Origin of the sequence: Streptomyces sp. NPDC097107, from assembly GCF_044762405.1 — a bacterium.
GTDB lineage: Bacteria > Actinomycetota > Actinomycetes > Streptomycetales > Streptomycetaceae > Streptomyces > Streptomyces thinghirensis.
Map to the genome: position 1 here is coordinate 1 of NZ_JBIWEF010000005.1, position 18,586 is coordinate 18,586.

10 protein-coding genes, 1 tRNA gene and 1 rRNA gene are annotated in these 18,586 nt (G+C 69.8%); 11 read left to right on the forward strand and 1 reads right to left on the reverse strand.

Annotated elements, in window-relative coordinates; all coding sequences use genetic code 11:
* The first annotated feature begins 162 nt into the window (after window positions 1-162).
* From rrf to ACIQ1J_RS12780, 3 genes are all read left to right on the forward strand, one after another.
* Window positions 163-279 (forward strand): 5S ribosomal RNA (gene rrf, locus ACIQ1J_RS12770).
* Window positions 280-394: 115 nt separating this feature from the next.
* Window positions 395-1,057: a DegT/DnrJ/EryC1/StrS family aminotransferase gene (locus tag ACIQ1J_RS12775; RefSeq protein ID WP_403557180.1), complete on the forward strand. Its 663-nt coding sequence runs from the start codon at window positions 395-397 to the stop codon at window positions 1,055-1,057.
* 78 nt (window positions 1,058-1,135) lie between these two features.
* Window positions 1,136-1,211: transfer RNA gene (locus ACIQ1J_RS12780), tRNA-Thr, on the forward strand.
* Between the two features lie 57 nt (window positions 1,212-1,268).
* Here the strand turns inward: ACIQ1J_RS12780 and ACIQ1J_RS12785 are convergent.
* Entirely contained in the window at window positions 1,269-4,019 is a 2,751-nt protein-coding gene (locus ACIQ1J_RS12785; protein ID WP_403556671.1) for a SpoIIE family protein phosphatase, read from the reverse strand.
* A gap of 393 nt (window positions 4,020-4,412) precedes the next feature.
* Here ACIQ1J_RS12785 and ACIQ1J_RS12790 point away from each other — a divergent pair, with 393 nt between their 5' ends.
* The 8 genes from ACIQ1J_RS12790 to ACIQ1J_RS12825 all read left to right on the forward strand — a co-directional run bounded on the left by ACIQ1J_RS12790 (window position 4,413) and on the right by ACIQ1J_RS12825 (window position 18,410).
* A complete protein-coding gene (locus ACIQ1J_RS12790) occupies window positions 4,413-9,887 on the forward strand; it encodes a HAMP domain-containing protein (RefSeq protein WP_403556673.1) in 5,475 nt (1,824 codons plus the stop codon).
* Between the two features lie 418 nt (window positions 9,888-10,305).
* A complete protein-coding gene (locus ACIQ1J_RS12795) occupies window positions 10,306-10,980 on the forward strand; it encodes a two-component system response regulator (RefSeq protein WP_210962752.1) in 675 nt (224 codons plus the stop codon).
* A 156-nt stretch (window positions 10,981-11,136) separates the two neighbouring features.
* A complete protein-coding gene (locus tag ACIQ1J_RS12800; RefSeq protein WP_403556675.1) occupies window positions 11,137-13,893 on the forward strand; it encodes a DNA translocase FtsK in 2,757 nt (918 codons plus the stop codon).
* Between the two features lie 263 nt (window positions 13,894-14,156).
* Window positions 14,157-15,008 (forward strand): helix-turn-helix domain-containing protein, encoded by an 852-nt coding sequence (locus ACIQ1J_RS12805; RefSeq protein ID WP_210962754.1) that lies wholly within the window; start codon window positions 14,157-14,159, stop codon window positions 15,006-15,008.
* Between the two features lie 91 nt (window positions 15,009-15,099).
* A complete protein-coding gene (gene rimO / locus ACIQ1J_RS12810) occupies window positions 15,100-16,581 on the forward strand; it encodes a 30S ribosomal protein S12 methylthiotransferase RimO (RefSeq protein WP_403556677.1) in 1,482 nt (493 codons plus the stop codon).
* Window positions 16,578-17,381, forward strand: coding sequence for a CDP-diacylglycerol--glycerol-3-phosphate 3-phosphatidyltransferase (gene pgsA / locus ACIQ1J_RS12815; RefSeq protein ID WP_403556679.1), 804 nt, complete (start codon window positions 16,578-16,580; stop codon window positions 17,379-17,381). The genes rimO and pgsA overlap by 4 nt, the downstream gene beginning before the upstream one ends.
* Window positions 17,378-17,923: a CinA family protein gene (locus ACIQ1J_RS12820; RefSeq protein ID WP_403556681.1), complete on the forward strand. Its 546-nt coding sequence runs from the start codon at window positions 17,378-17,380 to the stop codon at window positions 17,921-17,923. The genes pgsA and ACIQ1J_RS12820 overlap by 4 nt, the downstream gene beginning before the upstream one ends.
* A gap of 109 nt (window positions 17,924-18,032) precedes the next feature.
* Entirely contained in the window at window positions 18,033-18,410 is a 378-nt protein-coding gene (locus tag ACIQ1J_RS12825) for a helix-turn-helix domain-containing protein (RefSeq protein WP_210962758.1), read from the forward strand.
* The last annotated feature ends 176 nt before the right edge of the window (window positions 18,411-18,586 follow it).

Here is an 18,586-nt window from a genome sequence, read left to right on the forward strand (position 1 = left end):
GTTGATAGGCCGGATCTGGAAGCACCGCAAGGTGTGGAGGTGACCGGTACTAATAGGCCGAGGGCTTGTCCTCAGTTGCTCGCGTCCACTGTGTTGGTTCTGAAACCACGAACAATCCCGCCCCGGGACCACGGGGTGTGCTGGTTGTCTGTTTCATAGTGTTTCGGTGGTCATAGCGTAGGGGAAACGCCCGGTTACATTTCGAACCCGGAAGCTAAGCCTTACAGCGCCGATGGTACTGCAGGGGGGACCCTGTGGGAGAGTAGGACGCCGCCGAACAATCATTCAAAAGGGTTGGACCCCGAACTTCGGTTCCGGGTCCAACCCTTTTTTGTTCTCCGTCACCTGAAGTTCACGTTGCGCTACGACCATCACTCGTATGAGTACCGCAGCAATGCTCAGGGCCGCCGGCGTAGGAGTCGGCGACGAGGTCGTCGTACCTGCCTTCGGGAACGTGGAAGTCGCCGAGGCCGTGGCGCTGGTCGGCGCGTTGCCGGTGTTCGCGGACATAGATCCGGAGACGTACTGTCTGGACGCCTCCTCGGTGGAGGCGGCGCTGACGGCCCGGACCGCGGCCGTGGTCGCCGTACACCGGTTCGGGCGACCGGCGGACATGAGGCCGCTGCACGGAGTCGGGCAGCGGCACGGACTGCTCGTGCTGGAACAGGGCGAGTCCGAGATGCCGTACGACGAGATGGCGCAGCGCAGGCAGCGGGCGGCCTATCTCGACGGGAAGCTGAGGGGCGTGCGCACCCCGAACTGGGGTGAGGGGCACACGTATCAGCAGTACGTGGTGCGGGTGCCGGGCAACGGGCGGCCGGACCGTGACGCCTTCGCCCGGGCCGTACGGGGGAGGGGAGTCGAGTGCCGGGTGCCGGTGAAGACGCCCGTGCACAGGATGCCCGGATTCCGGCGGTGCCTGTCGTTGCCGGAGACGGAGCGGGCCGCCGACGAGACACTCGCGCTGCCGGTCGACGCCTCGTTGACCAAGCGGGACATGCAGCGGATCGTGTCCGCCTGCAATGCCCTGGGTGGGCTGCTGCAGCCGGCTTTCTGAAAGCCGTGGTTGGGAGCACCGGTCTGTTCGGGGTATGATCTATTCCGTTGCCGCGAGGGAAGCCCCGCAAAGCGACAGGCCCCTATAGCTCAGTCGGTAGAGCGTCTCCATGGTAAGGAGAAGGTCAACGGTTCGATTCCGTTTGGGGGCTCCATCGCAAAGGCCCCGCCCAATTGGGCGGGGCCTTTCGCATGTCCTGCTCCGGCGGGGGTCAGTCCGCGTGCGGCTCCGGGACGCGCATCGCGAGAATCGCCATGTCGTCGGACGGAGCGTCCGACGCGAAACGCTCGACCGCGCGCATGATGCGCGCCGCCACCGCTCCGGCCGTCAGGCCCGTGCACGAGGTGAGGACGTCGGCGAGGCCGTCGTCGCCCAGCATGCGCGTGCCCTCGCGGCGTTCGGTCACGCCGTCCGTCACACAGAGCAGGACGTCGCCCGGGTCGAGGGTGACCGTCTCCTCGTAGAGCTCGAGGTCCTCGATGACGCCTAGGAGGGGCTGCGGCTCCGCTGCCGGTTCGACCGTGCCGTCCTGGCGCAGGCGGAGGGGGAGCGGGTGGCCGGCGCAGACCACCTTCAGCTCGGCGCTACCGTCCTCCTGCGGGCGCATCTCGCCGTAGAGGAGGGTGAGGAAGCGGCTGCGGGCGCCCTCGTCGAGGATGGCCGAGTTGAGGCGTTCCAGGACCGCGGGGCCGCTGAGCCCCTCGCGGGCCAACAGGCGCAGGGCGTGCCGGGCCAAGCCCGTGACGGCCGCCGCGTTCGGGCCCGTACCGCAGACGTCGCCGATGGCGAAGCCGTAGGCGCCGTCGCTGATGGGGAACAGGTCGTAGAAGTCGCCACCGACCTCGTTGCCCTCGCCGGCCGCGCGGTAGATGACCTCGACCTCGACGCCGTCGATCAGCGGCAGTTCGGGCGGCAGGAGGCTGCGCTGGAGGGACTGGCTGATGGCCGTCCGCTCCGAGTAGAGGCGGGCGTTGTCCAGGGCCAGGGCGGCTCGGCGGGACAGGTCCTCGGCCAGTTCCAGGATCTCCTGCCGGAAGTGCTCGTCGGTCGGCTTGCCGAGGGTGAGCATGCCGATGACACGGTTGCGGGCGACCAGCGGGAGGACCACGGTCTCGCCGCCGACCGCGGAGGCCGTGGCCAGGGTCGGGCCGATCCCGGAACGCAGCCTGGGTGTCGGTCCGCCGCTGAGACCCAGGTCGCGCATGGAGGTGCGCAGGGCCGCCTGGTGAGCCAGCTCGCCGGGAGCCGTCCAGACGCGGGCGCCCGGGGAGGGGACCGGGTCGGGCGGGGCGATCTTCGAGAGCAGGGACTTGATGCCGTCGATGAGATCCTCGTCCTCGTGCAGGACGTAGGAGAGGTACGGGTCCGAGGCCTGGTCGGCGATGGTGTAGACGGCGCACCAGGTGGCCAGGGTCGGGACCGTCATCTGGGCCATCAGGGCCAGCGTCTGGTCGCGGTCCAGGGTGCCGGCGAGGAGGTCGGAGGCCTCGACGAGGAAGCTGAGGGAGCCGCGGCGCAGGCGTTCCAGCTCGCCCAGACGGGCCGACTCGACGGCCAGGGCGATGCGGTCGGCCGCGAACTGGAGGCGGAGCGCCTCCTCGTTGGAGTACCGGCCGGCGGACTCGGCCGCGACGCCGAGAGAGCCGGTGAGACGTCCCTCGACCTTGAGGGGAACGGTGACGATCGAGCGCATACCGGTGCCGTTGAGCAGCGGGACTGCCCCGGGGACCGCCGCGAGGTCGTCGTGGACGGCGGGCATGCGGGCGGAGCCGTAGCGGCCGGGTCCGGCCTCGACGGGGACGCGGGCGAAGCGCTGGCGGGCGGAGGGCAGGCCGGTGGAGGCGCGGACCTCCAACTCCGTCTCGTCGTCGGTCGCCAGGAGGAGGAAGGCGGCGTCGGCGTCGAGCATGTCGCGGGCGCGCTCGACGGTGCGCTGGAGGAGCCCGTCGAGGTCGTCCGGGGCGGGGGAGCCGATGAAGACCTCGAAGGGATCGGCGCTCTGGCTCTCGGAGGAGGACGAGTCGGAGGCCGGCGCGCGCATCGGGGTCTGCAGGACGGCGCGTTCGTTGTCCCGGACGAGGAGGCAGACCGTGGAGGGTTCGCCGCCGGCGTCGCGGACGCGGAGGTGGGAGGCGTAGACCGGAGTGACACGGCCGTTGGCCCCCCGCATGCCGTAGCTGCCCTCCCAACGGGAGAGCTGGAGCGCCTCGGCGATGCCGCTGCCGGTGCCCGGCGTCTGCGGCCAGGCGGCGAGGTCGGTGAGCGGCTTGCCGATGACCTGCTCGGCGGCGTAGCCGAAAAGCTCCTCGGCGTCCTCGTTCCAGGACGTGACGGCGCCGGTGCGGTCGATCTGGACGACGCCGACGCGGACGCGGGCGTCGGCGAGCGGGAGCAGGTGGGCCGGGAGGGCGGGGCCGGCGGTGCGGGTGCCGACCGCGCGCTCCGGGAGGTGGAGGTGGAACCAGACGTTCTTGAGTGTCGGCGTGTACTCGACGCCCCAGCGGTCGGCCAGGGCCGCGCACAACTGGAGGCCGCGGCCGCCCTCACGGTCGAGGCTGCCCATGTCGGCGGGGGAGCCCTGGAGGGGGACCTCGCGCTCGGGGTAGTGGTCGGCCACCTCGATCCGTACGCCGTCGTCGCCGCGCAGGCACAGGACGTCGGCGGTGGTGCCGGCGTGCACCACGGCGTTGGTCACCAGTTCGCTGGTGAGCACCACCGCGTCGTCGACGATGTCGGCCTGGCCCCAGCCCTGGAGCGTGTCCCGGACGAAGGACCGGGCGCTCGCCACCGATCGTCCGACGGGCTCGAAGCTGGCGGCCGCGCGCGCGGTGATCACAGAACTCCTCGACCCTCTTTCCCCGTGCACGGCCTCATGGCCGACCGGCTCGCGCCGCTGCTGCGGCAGTCCACCCGTCGGCCCGGGATCCGGGGGCTGCTCCCCCGGGATCAGTCCGGTGGTCATGTCCGGCCGCCCCTCCGATGCCCGCTCGTCTCCGTGCCACCGCCCAGGCCGGACGGACCGGCACGGCTGGACAGCCGCATGCAAGGTTACTTACCTTCGCCGTCCCTGCGGATGCCGGTCTGCAGTGTTTCCGCCCAGAGGGTGTGCGGACGATGTGCGAAGCTGCCGAACTGTTATGGCCTGGTTCGGCCGGGGTGAAACACTGGGCAAGCTTCTTATGAAGGTTTGGGCAGGCTGACTACGCACCGAGTGCGGCGGGCAGCAGCCCCGGAAGCGGTCGGACCAGCCGGTCCGGATCGCGTGGCAGCACAGAGAGTACGCGGCAGTAACCGGTTCGCCGAACGGTGGCAGCCGGGCACAGCAGTAACGGTCGACCCCTGCGGGAGGGACACAGTGGAGTCTGGCGCAGCGACGCGGGGCACTAAGGCGCGCGCGAAAGGCGGACAGTCCCTGAGTAACCAGGGCAAAACGCGGGGCGGAAGTACGACCGTGGACACGGCCGCGCTGAATCGGCTGCTGACGGCTCTGGTCGCCATGCGGGAGGGCAACTTCCGCAAGCGGCTCACGGTGTCCGGCGACGGCGTGATGTCGGAGATCGCGGCGGTCTTCAACGAGGTGGCCGACCGCAATCTGCACCTCACGGGCGAGCTGGCCCGGGTGCGGCGGATGGTCGGACGTGAGGGAAAGCTCACGGAGCGGCTGGAGACGGGAGCCTGCGAGGGGTCCTGGGCGACCGCGATCGACAACTCGAACGCGCTCGTGGACGACCTCGTACGGCCGGTCTCCGAGGTCAGCCGGGTGCTGTCGGCGGTGGCGGACGGTGATCTGTCGCCGCGTATGGAGCTGCGGACGCAGACCGCGGAGGGCACCGGGCATCCGCTGCGCGGTGAGTTCCTGAAGGTCGGGCGCACCGTGAACAACCTGGTCGACCAGTTGTCGACGTTCACGGACGAGGTCACGCGGGTGGCCAGCGAGGTCGGAACCGAGGGCAAGCTGGGCGGACAGGCCCAGGTGCGCGGTATGTCCGGTTCGTGGAAGGACCTCACGGACTCCGTCAACACGATGGCGTACCGGCTCACCGCGCAGGTGCGGGACATCGCCCTGGTGACGACGGCGGTGGCAAAGGGTGATCTGTCCCGGAAGGTCACGGTTCACGTGGCCGGCGAGATGCTGGAGCTGAAGAACACCGTCAACACGATGGTGGACCAGCTCTCCGCGTTCTCCTCCGAGGTCACGCGCGTCGCCCGGGAGGTGGGCACCGAGGGCGCCCTCGGCGGGCAGGCCCAGGTACCGGGCGTGGCCGGGGTGTGGAAGGAGCTCACCGACTCCGTCAACACCATGGCCGGGAATCTGACGGCCCAGGTGCGCGGGATCTCCCACGTGACGACGGCGGTCGCCAACGGTGACCTGTCGAAGAAGGTGACGGTGCCGGCCCGCGGCGAGGTCGCGCAGCTCGCCGAGACGATCAACCAGATGACCGAGACGCTGCGGATCTTCGCCGACGAGGTCACGCGCGTCGCCAACGAGACCGGTGGCGAGGGGCAGCTCGGCGGTCAGGCGAACGTGCCGGGGGCGGCGGGGATCTGGAAGGACCTGACGGACTCCGTCAACACCGTGTTCCGGAACCTGACCACCCAGGTGCGCGACATCGCCGCGGTGACGACGGCGGTGGCCAGCGGTGACCTGTCGCAGAAGGTCACCGTGGACGTGGCCGGCGAGATGCTGGAACTGAAGAACACCGTCAACACGATGGTGGACCAGCTGTCGAGCTTCGGTGCCGAGGTCACGCGAGTGGCCCGTGAGGTCGGTGTCGAGGGCGAGCTGGGCGGTCAGGCGCAGGTGCCCGGGGCGGCGGGGACGTGGAAGGACCTGACGGACTCCGTGAACACCGCGTTCCGGAACCTCACCGGGCAGGTGCGCAACATCGCCCAGGTGACGACGGCGGTGGCCAACGGCGACCTGTCGCAGAAGGTCACCGTGGACGTCTCCGGTGAGATGCTCCAGCTGAAGAACACCGTCAACACGATGGTGGACCAGCTGTCGAGCTTCGCCGACCAGGTCACCCGGATGGCCCGGGACGTGGGCACGGAGGGCCGCCTCGGCGGTCAGGCCCGCGTCGACGGGGTGTCGGGCACCTGGAAGGAGCTGACGGACTCCGTCAACTTCATGGCGGGCAATCTGACTTCTCAGGTGCGGCAGATCGCCCAGGTGACGACGGCGGTGGCGCGGGGCGACCTGTCGCAGAAGATCGACGTCGACGCGCGCGGCGAGATCCTGGAGCTGAAGAACACCATCAACACGATGGTCGACCAGCTCTCCGCCTTCGCCGAGCAGGTCACCCGCGTCGCCCGCGAGGTGGGCACGGAGGGCCGCCTCGGCGGTCAGGCCCAGGTGCCCGGCGTCGCCGGTGTGTGGCGGGAACTGACCGACTCGGTGAACGGCATGGCCGGGAACCTGACCGGGCAGGTGCGCAACATCGCGCAGGTCGCGACGGCGGTGGCCCGCGGTGACCTGTCGCAGAAGATCACCGTGGACGCGCGCGGCGAGATCCTGGAGCTGAAGAACACCCTGAACACGATGGTGGACCAGCTGTCGTCCTTCGCCCAGGAGGTCACGCGGGTGGCCCGCGAGGTGGGCACCGAGGGCATCCTCGGCGGCCAGGCGGAGGTACAGGGCGTCTCGGGTACCTGGAAGGACCTCACGCAGTCCGTGAACGGCATGGCCAACAACCTGACCATGCAGGTCCGCAACATCGCCGAGGTGACGACGGCCGTCGCCAAGGGTGATCTGTCGAAGAAGATCACCGTCGACGCCAAGGGCGAGATCCTCGAGCTGGTCACCACCGTCAACACGATGGTGGACCAGCTGTCGTCCTTCGCCGAGCAGGTCACGCGGGTGGCCCGCGAGGTGGGCACCGAGGGCATCCTCGGCGGCCAGGCGAACGTGCCCGGCGTCGTGGGCATCTGGAAGGACCTCAACGACAACGTCAACCTGATGGCGAAGAACCTCACCGTCCAGGTGCGGAACATCTCCCAGGTGGCCGCGGCCGTCGCCAACGGCGACCTGACGCGGACGGTGACGATCGAGGCCCGCGGCGAGGTCGCGCAGCTCGCCGACACCTTCAACACCATGGTGCGGACGCTGCGGTCCTTCGCCGACCAGGTGACCAAGGTGGCCCGCGAGGTGGGCACCGACGGCATCCTCGGCGGCCAGGCGCAGGTGCCGGGGGTGGCGGGCACCTGGAAGGACCTCACCGAGTCGGTGAACCAGATGGCGTCCAACCTGACCGGCCAGGTGCGCAACATCGCCATGGTCACCACGGCCATCGCCAAGGGCGACCTGACCAAGAAGATCGACATCGACGCGCGCGGCGAGATCCTGGAGCTGAAGACGACCATCAACACGATGGTCGACCAGCTGTCGTCCTTCGCCGAGGAGGTCACCCGCGTGGCGCGCGAGGTGGGCACCGAGGGCCAGCTCGGCGGTCAGGCACGCGTGCGTGACGTCGACGGCACGTGGCGGGACCTGACGGAGTCCGTGAACGAGATGGCCGGGAACCTGACCCGGCAGGTGCGTGCCATCGCGCGCGTGGCGACCGCGGTGACGCGCGGCGACCTGAACCTGAAGATCGACGTGGATGCCTCCGGGGAGATCTCCGAGCTCCAGGACTACATCAACAAGATGATCGCCAACCTGCGCGACACCACGATCGCCAACAAGGAGCAGGACTGGCTCAAGGGCAACCTGGCCCGGATCTCCGCGCTGATGCAGGGCCGCCGGGACCTCCAGGACGTGGCCTCGCTGATCATGAGCGAGCTCACCCCGGTGGTCTCCGCGCAGCACGGCGCGTTCTTCCTCGCCATGCCCCACGTCGAGGGCCAGGAGCAGGCGGGCGCCCACGAGGACCAGTACGAGCTGCGCATGCTCGGGTCGTACGGCTACTCGATGGGCTCCATGCCCACCTCCTTCCGGCCGGGAGAGGCGCTGGTCGGCACGGCAGCCCAGGAGAAGCGCACGATCCTGGTGGAGAACGCGCCGAGCGGTTACCTGAAGATCTCCTCCGGGCTCGGGGAGGCGCCGCCCGCGCAGGTGATCGTCCTGCCGGTGCTGTTCGAGGGGCAGGTGCTCGGCGTCATCGAGCTGGCGTCCTTCACCCCGTTCACGCAGATCCAGAAGGACTTCCTCAACCAGATCGCCGAGATGATCGCGACGAGCGTCAACACCATCTCCGTCAACACCAAGACGGAGGTGCTGCTGAGCCAGTCGCAGGAGCTGACCGAGCAACTGCGCGAGCGGTCGGAGGAGCTGGAGCAGCGACAGAAGGCGCTCCAGTCGTCCAACGCCGAACTGGAGGAGAAGGCCGAGCTGCTGGCTCAGCAGAACCGCGACATCGAGGTGAAGAACACCGAGATCGAGGAGGCGCGGCAGGTCCTGGAGGAGCGCGCCGAACAGCTCGCGGTCTCCATGCGCTACAAGAGCGAGTTCCTGGCCAACATGTCGCACGAGCTGCGCACGCCGCTCAACTCGCTGCTGATCCTGGCCAAGTTGCTCGCCGACAACGCCGACGCGAACCTCTCCCCGAAGCAGGTCGAGTTCGCCGAGACGATCCACGGCGCCGGCTCCGACCTGCTCCAGCTGATCAACGACATCCTCGACCTGTCGAAGGTGGAGGCGGGCAAGATGGACGTCTCCCCGACGCGCATCGCGCTCGTCCAGCTCGTCGACTACGTGGAGGCCACCTTCCGGCCGCTGACCGCGGAGAAGGGCCTGGACCTGTCGGTGCGGGTGTCGCCGGAGCTGCCCGCCACGCTGCACACCGACGAGCAGCGGCTCCTCCAAGTGCTGCGCAACCTCCTGTCCAACGCGGTGAAGTTCACCGACTCGGGCGCCGTCGAGCTGGTCATCCGGCCGGCCCGGGACGACGTGCCGAAGGCCATCCGGGAGCAGTTGCTGGAAGCCGGTTCGATGACCGACCCGGACGCGGAGCTGATCGCGTTCTCCGTGAGCGACACCGGTATCGGGATCGCGGCGAGCAAGATGCGGGTGATCTTCGAGGCGTTCAAGCAGGCCGACGGCACCACCAGCCGCAAGTACGGCGGCACCGGCCTGGGGCTGTCCATCTCGCGGGAGATCGCGCAGCTGCTGGGCGGTGAGATCCACGCGCAGAGCGAGCCGGGCCGCGGGTCGACGTTCACGCTCTATCTGCCGCTGCACCCGAGCGAGCTGCCCGCCCACGGCTACCAGCAGCCTCTTCCGGCCCTGGAGCCCGGCGGGGCGCTCGCCACTCCGGGCGCCATGCCCGAGCTGCCCCGGTCGCAGGCGCAACCGCCGGCCGAGGTGAGGTCGTACCAGGACGCGCAGAACGGTGCCGCGACGCTGTTCCGGCGCCGCCGCAGGGCGGTCCCGGAGCCCGAGGACGTGCCCGCGGCGCGGGAGCAGCGGCCGGCCGCCGAGCAGGAGACGGCGCCGCAGTCGGGCCGGGGCATCCGGTTCGGCGGACAGAAGGTGCTGATCGTCGACGACGACATCCGCAACGTCTTCGCGCTCACCAGCGTCCTGGAGCAGCACGGCCTGTCCGTGCTGTACGCCGAGAACGGACGCGAGGGCATCGAGGTCCTGGAGCAGCACGAGGACGTGGCGGTCGTCCTGATGGACATCATGATGCCCGAGATGGACGGGTATGCCACGACCACGGCGATTCGCCGGATGCCCCAGTTCGCCGGCCTGCCGATCATCGCGCTGACCGCGAAGGCGATGAAGGGCGACCGGGAGAAGGCGATCGAGTCGGGCGCGTCCGACTACGTGACCAAGCCGGTCGACCCCGATCACCTGCTGACGGTGATGCAGCAGTGGATGCGGGAGGAGTGAGGAGCACGTTCGGGCGGGCACCGCGCGGTACCCGCGGGCAGGGTGCACGGGGTGCGTGCGGGCAGCGCACCCGCGGTACGTACGGGCACCGTCCGCGCGGCACGTTCGGGCAGTGTGCGAACGTGGGGTGCACGCAAGTGGCGGGAACCTTCGTCGTGCACGCGGAGTTGCTGACTCAGTGTGCCCGAAGTCGTGTAGAAGTACGGGATTCGGGGAACCTTCTGGTCTCCCGCTGCGTTTCTGCTACGTGCACAGTGACATCGCGGTGACAGGGTGTGGCGACAGGCGGGGTGCGGCTACGATGACCGGCACAAGGACGGGCGACGCAAGGGAGTCGTCCCCTGGGGCGGCGCCCGCCGGTGCTGCCCCAAGTCCTGCGGACAGGGGAGGCCCCACGCCGGGGCGAGGAGGGCGGGCCATGGTGCAGAAGGCCAAGATCCTCCTGGTCGATGACCGGCCGGAGAATCTGCTGGCGCTGGAGGCGATCCTCTCGGCGCTCGATCAGACGCTGGTGCGGGCATCGTCCGGGGAGGAAGCGCTCAAAGCACTGCTCACGGACGACTTCGCGGTCATTCTGCTGGATGTCCAGATGCCGGGCATGGACGGTTTCGAGACCGCCGCGCACATCAAGCGACGGGAGCGGACCCGGGACATCCCGATCATCTTCCTCACCGCGATCAACCACGGCCCGCACCACACCTTCCGGGGGTACGCGGCGGGCGCGGTGGACTACATCTCCAAGCCGTTCGACCCGTGGGTGCTGCGCGCGAAGGTCTCCGTCTTCGTCGAGCTGTACATGAAGAACTGCCAGCTGCGCGAGCAGGCGGCACTGCTGCGGCTCCAGTTGGAGGGCGGCGGCAAGGCCGCGGTCGGCGAGGCCAAGGAGCCGGCGGGGCTGCTCGCCGAGCTGTCGGCGCGGCTGGCGGCCGTGGAGGAGCAGGCCGAGGCGCTCTCCAAACAGCTCGGCGACGAGTCGACGGACGCGGCTGCGGTGGCGACGGCCGCCCATCTGGAACGCAAGCTCACCGGACTGCGTCGGGCGCTGGACGCCCTGGAGCCGGGGACGTCCGGAGGCCAGGCCGCGGTCAACTGAGGCCCGTCGGGGGGCCGGGCTCGGTGGGCCGGCCCGTGAGGGCATGTCAGCGGCTGTACCGGAGGCGTCAGTTCCGGTCCCCTGCACGGGCGACACGAACGGGTGAAGCGGCGGGCACACGTGTCGACCGCCGTCTCCCCCGGTAACCTCACACCTATGGCCTCACGTCCCTCCGCAGCCAAGAAGCAGCCCGCGAAGAAGGCGGCCGCTCCCGCGAAGGGTCCGGTGAAGAAGGCCGCTGCGAAAAGGGCGCCCGCCAAGAAGGCGCCCGCCAAGAAGGCCGCGGTGAAGAAGCCCGCGCCCAAACCGGCACCCAGCCCGACCGGAGGCGTCTACCGCCTAGTGCGCGCCCTCTGGCTGGGCATCGCGCACGCCGTCGGCGCCGTCTTCCGCGGCATAGGGCAGGGCGCGAAGAACCTCGACCCGGCGCACCGCAAGGACGGTGTCGCGCTGCTGCTCCTCGGCGTCGCGCTGATCGTCGCCGCGGGCACCTGGGCCGACCTCAAGGGCCCCGTCGGCGACCTCGTCGAGATCCTCGTGACCGGTGCCTTCGGCCGGCTGGACCTGTTGGTGCCGATCCTGCTCGGCGCCATCGCCGTGCGCCTGATCCGGCACCCCGAGAAACCCGAGGCCAACGGCCGGATCGTGATCGGTCTGTCCGCGCTCGTCGTCGGCGTCCTCGGCCAGGTGCACGTCGCCTGCGGCTCACCGGCCCGCGGTGACGGCATGCAGGCGATAAGGGACGCCGGCGGTCTCATCGGCTGGGGCGCGGCGACCCCGCTGTCGTACACGATGACCGACGTCTTGGCCGTGCCGCTGCTCGTGCTGCTCACCGTCTTCGGGCTGCTGGTCGTCACGGCCACGCCGGTCAACGCCATCCCGCAGCGGCTGCGGCTGCTCGGTGTACGGCTCGGTCTGGTCCGCGACCCTGAGGTGGAGGCCGACGCGTTCGTCGAGGACGACGAGCGCTACGAGGAGCAGTGGCGTGAGGCGCTGCCCGCGAAGCCCGCCAGGCGCGGCAGGGGTCCGGCGCCGGAGCCGTACGACCCCGACGCGGCCGAGGATGAGGCGCTCACCCGGCGCCGCGGCAGGCCCCGCCGGTCCGCCGTGCCGCAGCCCGACATGAACCGGCCGATGGACGCCGTGGACGTCGCCGCCGCGGCCGCCGCCGCGCTCGACGGCGCCGTGCTGCACGGAATGCCGCCCTCGCCGCTGGTCGCCGACCTCACGCAGGGTGTGAGCACGGGGGACCGCGAGACGACGCCGACTCCGACGCCCGTGCCGGCCGCGCGCCCGCAACCGGGGAAGCTCAAGCAGGACACGGCGCGCAAGGACGATCCCGAGCAGGGCACGGCGGTGGTCGCCGACCTCACCAAGACGCCGCTGCCCAAGGAGCGGGACCTGCCGCCGCGCGCCGAGCAGCTTCAGCTCTCCGGAGACATCACCTACTCCCTGCCGGCCCTCGACATGCTCACCCGCGGCGGCCCCGGCAAGGCGCGCAGCGCCGCCAACGACGCCATAGTCGCCTCGCTGACCACCGTCTTCACCGAGTTCAAGGTCGACGCCGCCGTCACGGGGTTCACTCGCGGGCCGACGGTCACGCGGTACGAGGTCGAGCTCGGGCCCGCCGTGAAGGTCGAGCGGATCACCGCGCTGGCCAAGAACATCGCGTACGCCGTCGCCAGCCCCGACGTACGGATCATCAGCCCGATCCCCGGGAAGTCCGCGGTCGGCATCGAGATCCCCAACACCGACCGGGAAATGGTCAACCTCGGCGACGTGCTGCGGCTCGCGGAGTCCGCGGAGGACGACGACCCGATGCTGGTCGCCTTCGGCAAGGACGTCGAGGGCGGCTACGTCATGCACTCGCTGGCGAAGATGCCGCACATACTGGTCGCCGGCGCCACCGGATCCGGCAAGTCGTCCTGCATCAACTGCCTGATCACCTCGATCATGATGCGGGCGACCCCCGAGGACGTCCGGATGATCCTGGTCGACCCCAAGCGCGTCGAGCTGACCGCTTACGAGGGCATCCCGCACCTGATCACGCCGATCATCACCAACCCGAAGCGGGCCGCCGAGGCGCTCCAGTGGGTCGTGCGCGAGATGGACCTGCGCTACGACGACCTCGCGGCCTACGGCTACCGGCACATCGACGACTTCAACCGCGCGGTGCGCGAGGGCAAGGTCAAGCCGCCCGAGGGCAGTGAGCGCGAGCTCCAGCCGTACCCGTACCTGTTGGTGATCGTGGACGAGCTGGCCGACCTGATGATGGTGGCGCCGCGGGACGTCGAGGACGCGATCGTCCGGATCACGCAGCTCGCGCGCGCGGCCGGCATCCACCTGGTGCTCGCCACCCAGCGGCCGTCCGTGGACGTCGTCACCGGTCTGATCAAGGCCAACGTGCCCTCCCGGCTGGCCTTCGCCACGTCCTCGCTGGCGGACTCGCGGGTCATCCTCGACCAGCCCGGTGCCGAGAAGCTGATCGGCAAGGGCGACGGCCTCTTCCTGCCGATGGGCGCGAACAAACCGACCCGTATGCAGGGCGCGTTCGTGACCGAGGAAGAGGTCGCGGTCGTCGTACAGCACTGCAAGGACCAGATGGCGCCTGTCTTCCGCGAGGACGTCACCGTCGGCACCAAGCAGAAGAAGGAGATCGACGAGGACATCGGCGACGACCTCGATCTGCTGTGCCAGGCGGCCGAGCTGGTCGTCTCCACCCAGTTCGGGTCGACCTCCATGCTGCAGCGAAAGCTGCGCGTCGGCTTCGCCAAGGCCGGGCGCCTGATGGACCTGATGGAGTCGCGGAGCATCGTCGGGCCGAGCGAAGGCTCAAAGGCTCGTGACGTTCTTGTGAAGCCTGATGAGCTGGACGGCGTGCTCGCGCTGATCCGGGGGGAGTCTGAGGGGTAGGGAACGGTACGCGAGGGGTTCCTTCGACGGAGGGGCACGGCGGCCGGGTGACCGATCGTGACTCACCCGTTAGGGATCATTGAGCAACCGTTTCCCCATGACGTACGTCAAGTTGAAGGAAATGACAAACAGGTAGTCCACCATCGGGATGCGGGGCCATTCCAATGGCGTACAAAGTCCCGTCGCCCGGTTGCCCCACCCGTTTGCAGCCCCCCTAAACTGAACGTCCAGCACAGGCGGCTAAACGCTCGAAAGGCGCCCCCGTGTCCAACGGCAACTCCCCTGAAGACGAGCGTCCGGTCGAAGACGTCTCCGAAGGCGTTTCTGAGGAAGCCCGCCCCTCCATCGGCCGTGCCCTGCAGCAGGCACGGATCGCCGCCGGGTTGACCGTCGACGACATCACCACCGCCACCCGCGTCCGGATCGCCATCGTGCACGCCATCGAGGCGGACGACTTCACGCCCTGCGGCGGTGACGTCTACGCGCGCGGTCACATCAGGACCCTTGCCAAGGCCGTCCGGCTCGACCCGGCCGAACTGCTCGCGCAGTTCGACGCCGAACACGGCGGCCGCCCCGCGCCGACACCCGCAGCGCCCCTGTTCGAGGCGGAACGCATCCGTCCCGAGCGACGCGGACCCAACTGGACCGCCGCCATGGTCGCCGCGATCGTCGCGGTGATCGCCTTCGTCGGCTTCACGTTCGTCAAGGGTGGCGACGGCGGCGGCTCCGAGGCGAGCGTCGCCGAGGGCTCCCAGCCGTCGGCCGGCGAGTCCGCCTCGCCGAGCGCCAAGCCGAAGAAGCCCACCGACCCGAAGCCGGACCCGACCGAAAGCGCCATCGCCGCCGCGCCGCGGGACAAGGTGACGGTCAAGATCAGCGCCACTGACGACCCCAGCTGGATCTCGGTGAAGGACCACAACGGCCGGCTGCTCTTCGACGGCCTGCTCAAGCAGGGTGATTCCAAGACCTTCCAGGACAACGAGAAGGTCGACCTCGTCCTCGGCAACGCGGGCGCGATCGAGCTGTACGTCAACGGCAAGAAGATCGAGGACGACTTCCAGTCGGGCTCCGTGGAACGCCTGACGTACACGAAGGGCGACCCGCAGGTCGGGTAGGGCGCGGAAGGCGCCGACGCGGACGGGGTCGTCCAAGATCGGGCAACCCCGTCGACGTGGGCTGTCGGCAGGACGAAGTAGTCTTGAGCCCATGCCTGAAAGCCGTACCGTCGCACTCGTCACCCTTGGCTGCGCCCGTAACGAGGTGGACTCGGAGGAGCTCGCAGGCCGTCTGGAGGCGGACGGCTGGAAGCTCGTCGAGGACGCCGGGGAAGCGGACGTCGCCGTCGTGAACACATGTGGCTTCGTCGAGGCCGCCAAGAAGGACTCGGTCGACGCCCTCCTGGAGGCCAACGACCTCAAGGGTCACGGCAGAACGCAGGCCGTGGTGGCGGTGGGCTGCATGGCCGAAAGGTACGGCAAGGAGCTCGCCGAAGCCCTCCCCGAGGCCGACGGAGTCCTCGGTTTCGACGACTACACCGACATCTCCGACCGCCTGCAGACCATCCTGAACGGCGGCATCCACGCCGCCCACACCCCGCGCGACCGGCGCAAGCTGCTGCCGATCAGCCCCGCCGAGCGGCAGGAGGCCGGTGCCTCCGTCGCCCTGCCGGGGCACGGCCCGACCGACCTGCCCGAGGGCGTCGCCCCCGCCTCCGGCCCCCGCGCGCCCCTGCGCCGTCGCCTCGACGGCTCCCCGGTCGCCTCCGTGAAGCTGGCCTCCGGCTGCGACCGGCGCTGCTCCTTCTGCGCCATCCCGTCCTTCCGCGGCTCCTTCATCTCCCGCCGCCCGAGCGACGTGCTGAACGAGACGCGGTGGCTGGCCGAGCAGGGCGTCAAGGAGATCATGCTGGTCTCCGAGAACAACACGTCCTACGGCAAGGACCTCGGCGACATCCGCCTGCTGGAGTCGCTGCTGCCGAACCTCGCCGACGTCGACGGCATCGAGCGCGTCCGCGTCAGCTACCTCCAGCCGGCCGAGATGCGGCCCGGCCTCATCGACGTACTGACCTCCACCCCGAAGGTCACCCCCTACTTCGACCTGTCCTTCCAGCACTCCGCGCCGAACGTGCTCCGCGCGATGCGCCGCTTCGGCGACACCGACCGCTTCCTGGAGCTGCTGGACACCATCCGGAGCAAGGCCCCCGAGGCCGGCGTCCGCTCCAACTTCATCGTGGGCTTCCCCGGCGAGACCGCCTCCGACCTCGCCGAGCTGGAGCGCTTCCTGAACCACGCGCGGCTCGACGCCATCGGCGTCTTCGGGTACTCCGACGAGGAGGGCACCGAAGCCGCGACCTACGGCGACAAGCTGGACGAGGACGTCGTCGCCGAGCGGCTGGCACGCGTGTCCCGCCTCGCCGAGGAACTAGTCTCACAGCGGGCGGAGGAGCGCATCGGTGCGACCGCGCGCGTGCTCGTCGAGTCCGTGGAGTCCGGCGAAGGGGAGGACGGTGTGCGCGGCCGCGCGGAGCACCAGGCGCCGGAGACGGACGGCCAGGTGCTGCTCACGAACGGCGAGGGCCTGAGTGTCGGTCGTATGGTCGACGCGAAGGTGGTCGGTACGGAGGGTGTCGACCTGGTGGCCGAACCGCTGCTGGGGTCGCCCGAGTGGAGTGAGGAGGCCGGCAGATGACCGGAGTCCCGGCGTCCGCGGCGGGCGGCTCCTCCGGTGCGCGCAGGACCGGCCCGCGTGGACCCTCGGGGGCCGCGCACGGACCGGCGGAGCGTACGCCCTCTGGGGGTGCGGCCGAACGGGGCGCGACGGGACAGGGCGTCCCGGAGCGGGGTGCGACCGAGGGCGGTGTCGCCGGGCGCGGCGGCAAGATCGCGGCCGCCGCCGTCAACCAGGCGAGCGTCTGGAACGTCGCCAACCTGCTGACGATGCTCCGGCTGCTCCTCGTGCCGGCCTTCGTCGCGCTGATGCTCGGCAACGGCGGGTACGACCCGGCTTGGCGCTCGTTCGCCTGGGCGGCCTTCGCCGTAGCCATGATCACCGACCTCTTCGACGGCCATCTGGCCCGCACCTACAACCTCGTCACCGACTTCGGGAAGATCGCCGACCCCATCGCCGACAAGGCGATCATGGGGGCGGCGCTCATCTGTCTGTCCGCGCTGGGCGACCTGCCGTGGTGGGTGACGGCCGTCATCCTCGGCCGGGAACTCGGGATCACCGTGCTGCGGTTCGTGGTCATCCGGTACGGCGTCATCCCTGCGAGCCGCGGCGGCAAGCTCAAGACCCTCACCCAGGGCATCGCCGTCGGTATGTACGTCCTGGCACTGACGGGGCCCCTGGCCACGCTGAGGTTCTGGGTGATGGCCGCGGCGGTCGTCCTGACCGTGGCGACCGGACTGGACTATGTGAAGCAGGCCATTGTGCTGCGACGTCGGGGAATCGCCGAGCGCAGAGCGGCGTTGAAGAAGGCGGAAGCTTGAGTTCCACGGCCGCCGACGTGGTGCGACTACTCACCGTCAGGGGCGAGACCCTCGCGGTCGCCGAGTCACTGACCGGCGGACTGGTGGCTGCCGCGATCACGGCGGTGCCCGGGGCCTCCAAGAGCTTCCGCGGGTCCGTGACCCCCTACGCGACGGAGCTGAAGCGGGACCTGCTCGGCGTCGACGCCGCGGTGCTCGCGGCGTGTGGAGCGGTGGATCCGCAGGTCGCCGCCCAGATGGCGGCGGGCGTGCGCAAGGCGTTGGGTGCCGATTGGGGCATCGCGACGACGGGCGTCGCCGGCCCGGACCCGCAGGACGGACAGCCTGTCGGGACGGTCTTCGTGGCCGTCGACGGGCCCTTCGGAGCAGACGACGGTTCCGCCTCTGGCGGAAAAGTGGAGGCGCTGCGGTTGAACGGCGACCGCGCGGAAATTCGTATGGAGAGTGTACGGAGCGTACTCGCACTCCTATTGAGAGAGCTTGCGGGCGAACAGACCGGGAATGAGCGGGCACAGGATACGGAACGGAACGGGGGGTCTTGATGTTTGCAGCCCTGAGTGAACACGACATCGCTCCCCGCACGGCCGCGGCGCGAGGCGGTACGGTGGGGCGTGAAGGATGCGGTTACACGGTCCGAGGAGGGAGCCACCGATGATTCTGCTCCGTCGCCTGCTGGGTGACGTGCTGCGTCGGCAGCGCCAGCGCCAGGGCCGTACTCTGCGCGAAGTCTCCTCGTCCGCCCGAGTCTCACTCGGCTATCTCTCCGAGGTGGAGCGGGGGCAGAAGGAGGCTTCTTCCGAACTGCTCTCCGCCATCTGCGACGCGCTGGACGTACGGATGTCCGAGCTCATGCGGGAAGTAAGCGACGAACTCGCCCTCGCCGAGCTGGCCCAGTCCGCTGCGGCCACGCCCAGCGAGACCGTGCCGGCACCGGTGCGCCCGATGCTGGGTTCTGTCTCGGTGACCGGTGTGCCACCGGAACGGGTGACCATCAAGGCGCCCGCCGAAGTGGACGTCGTCGCCGCCTGATCGTCGAGAACGTGTGCGTGTGAGGCCCCGGCCGGGGTCTCTCCGGGAGGTCCCGGAGAGGTGCGGTCGGGGTTTTTGCGTGCGCGCCTGAGTTCGCCGCCCGGGCAGGTGTCGGGTGCCCGTGGTGGTTTCGCCCGGTTTGCCGGTCTCTGGTGGTGCGGTCATGGTGGAGGGAC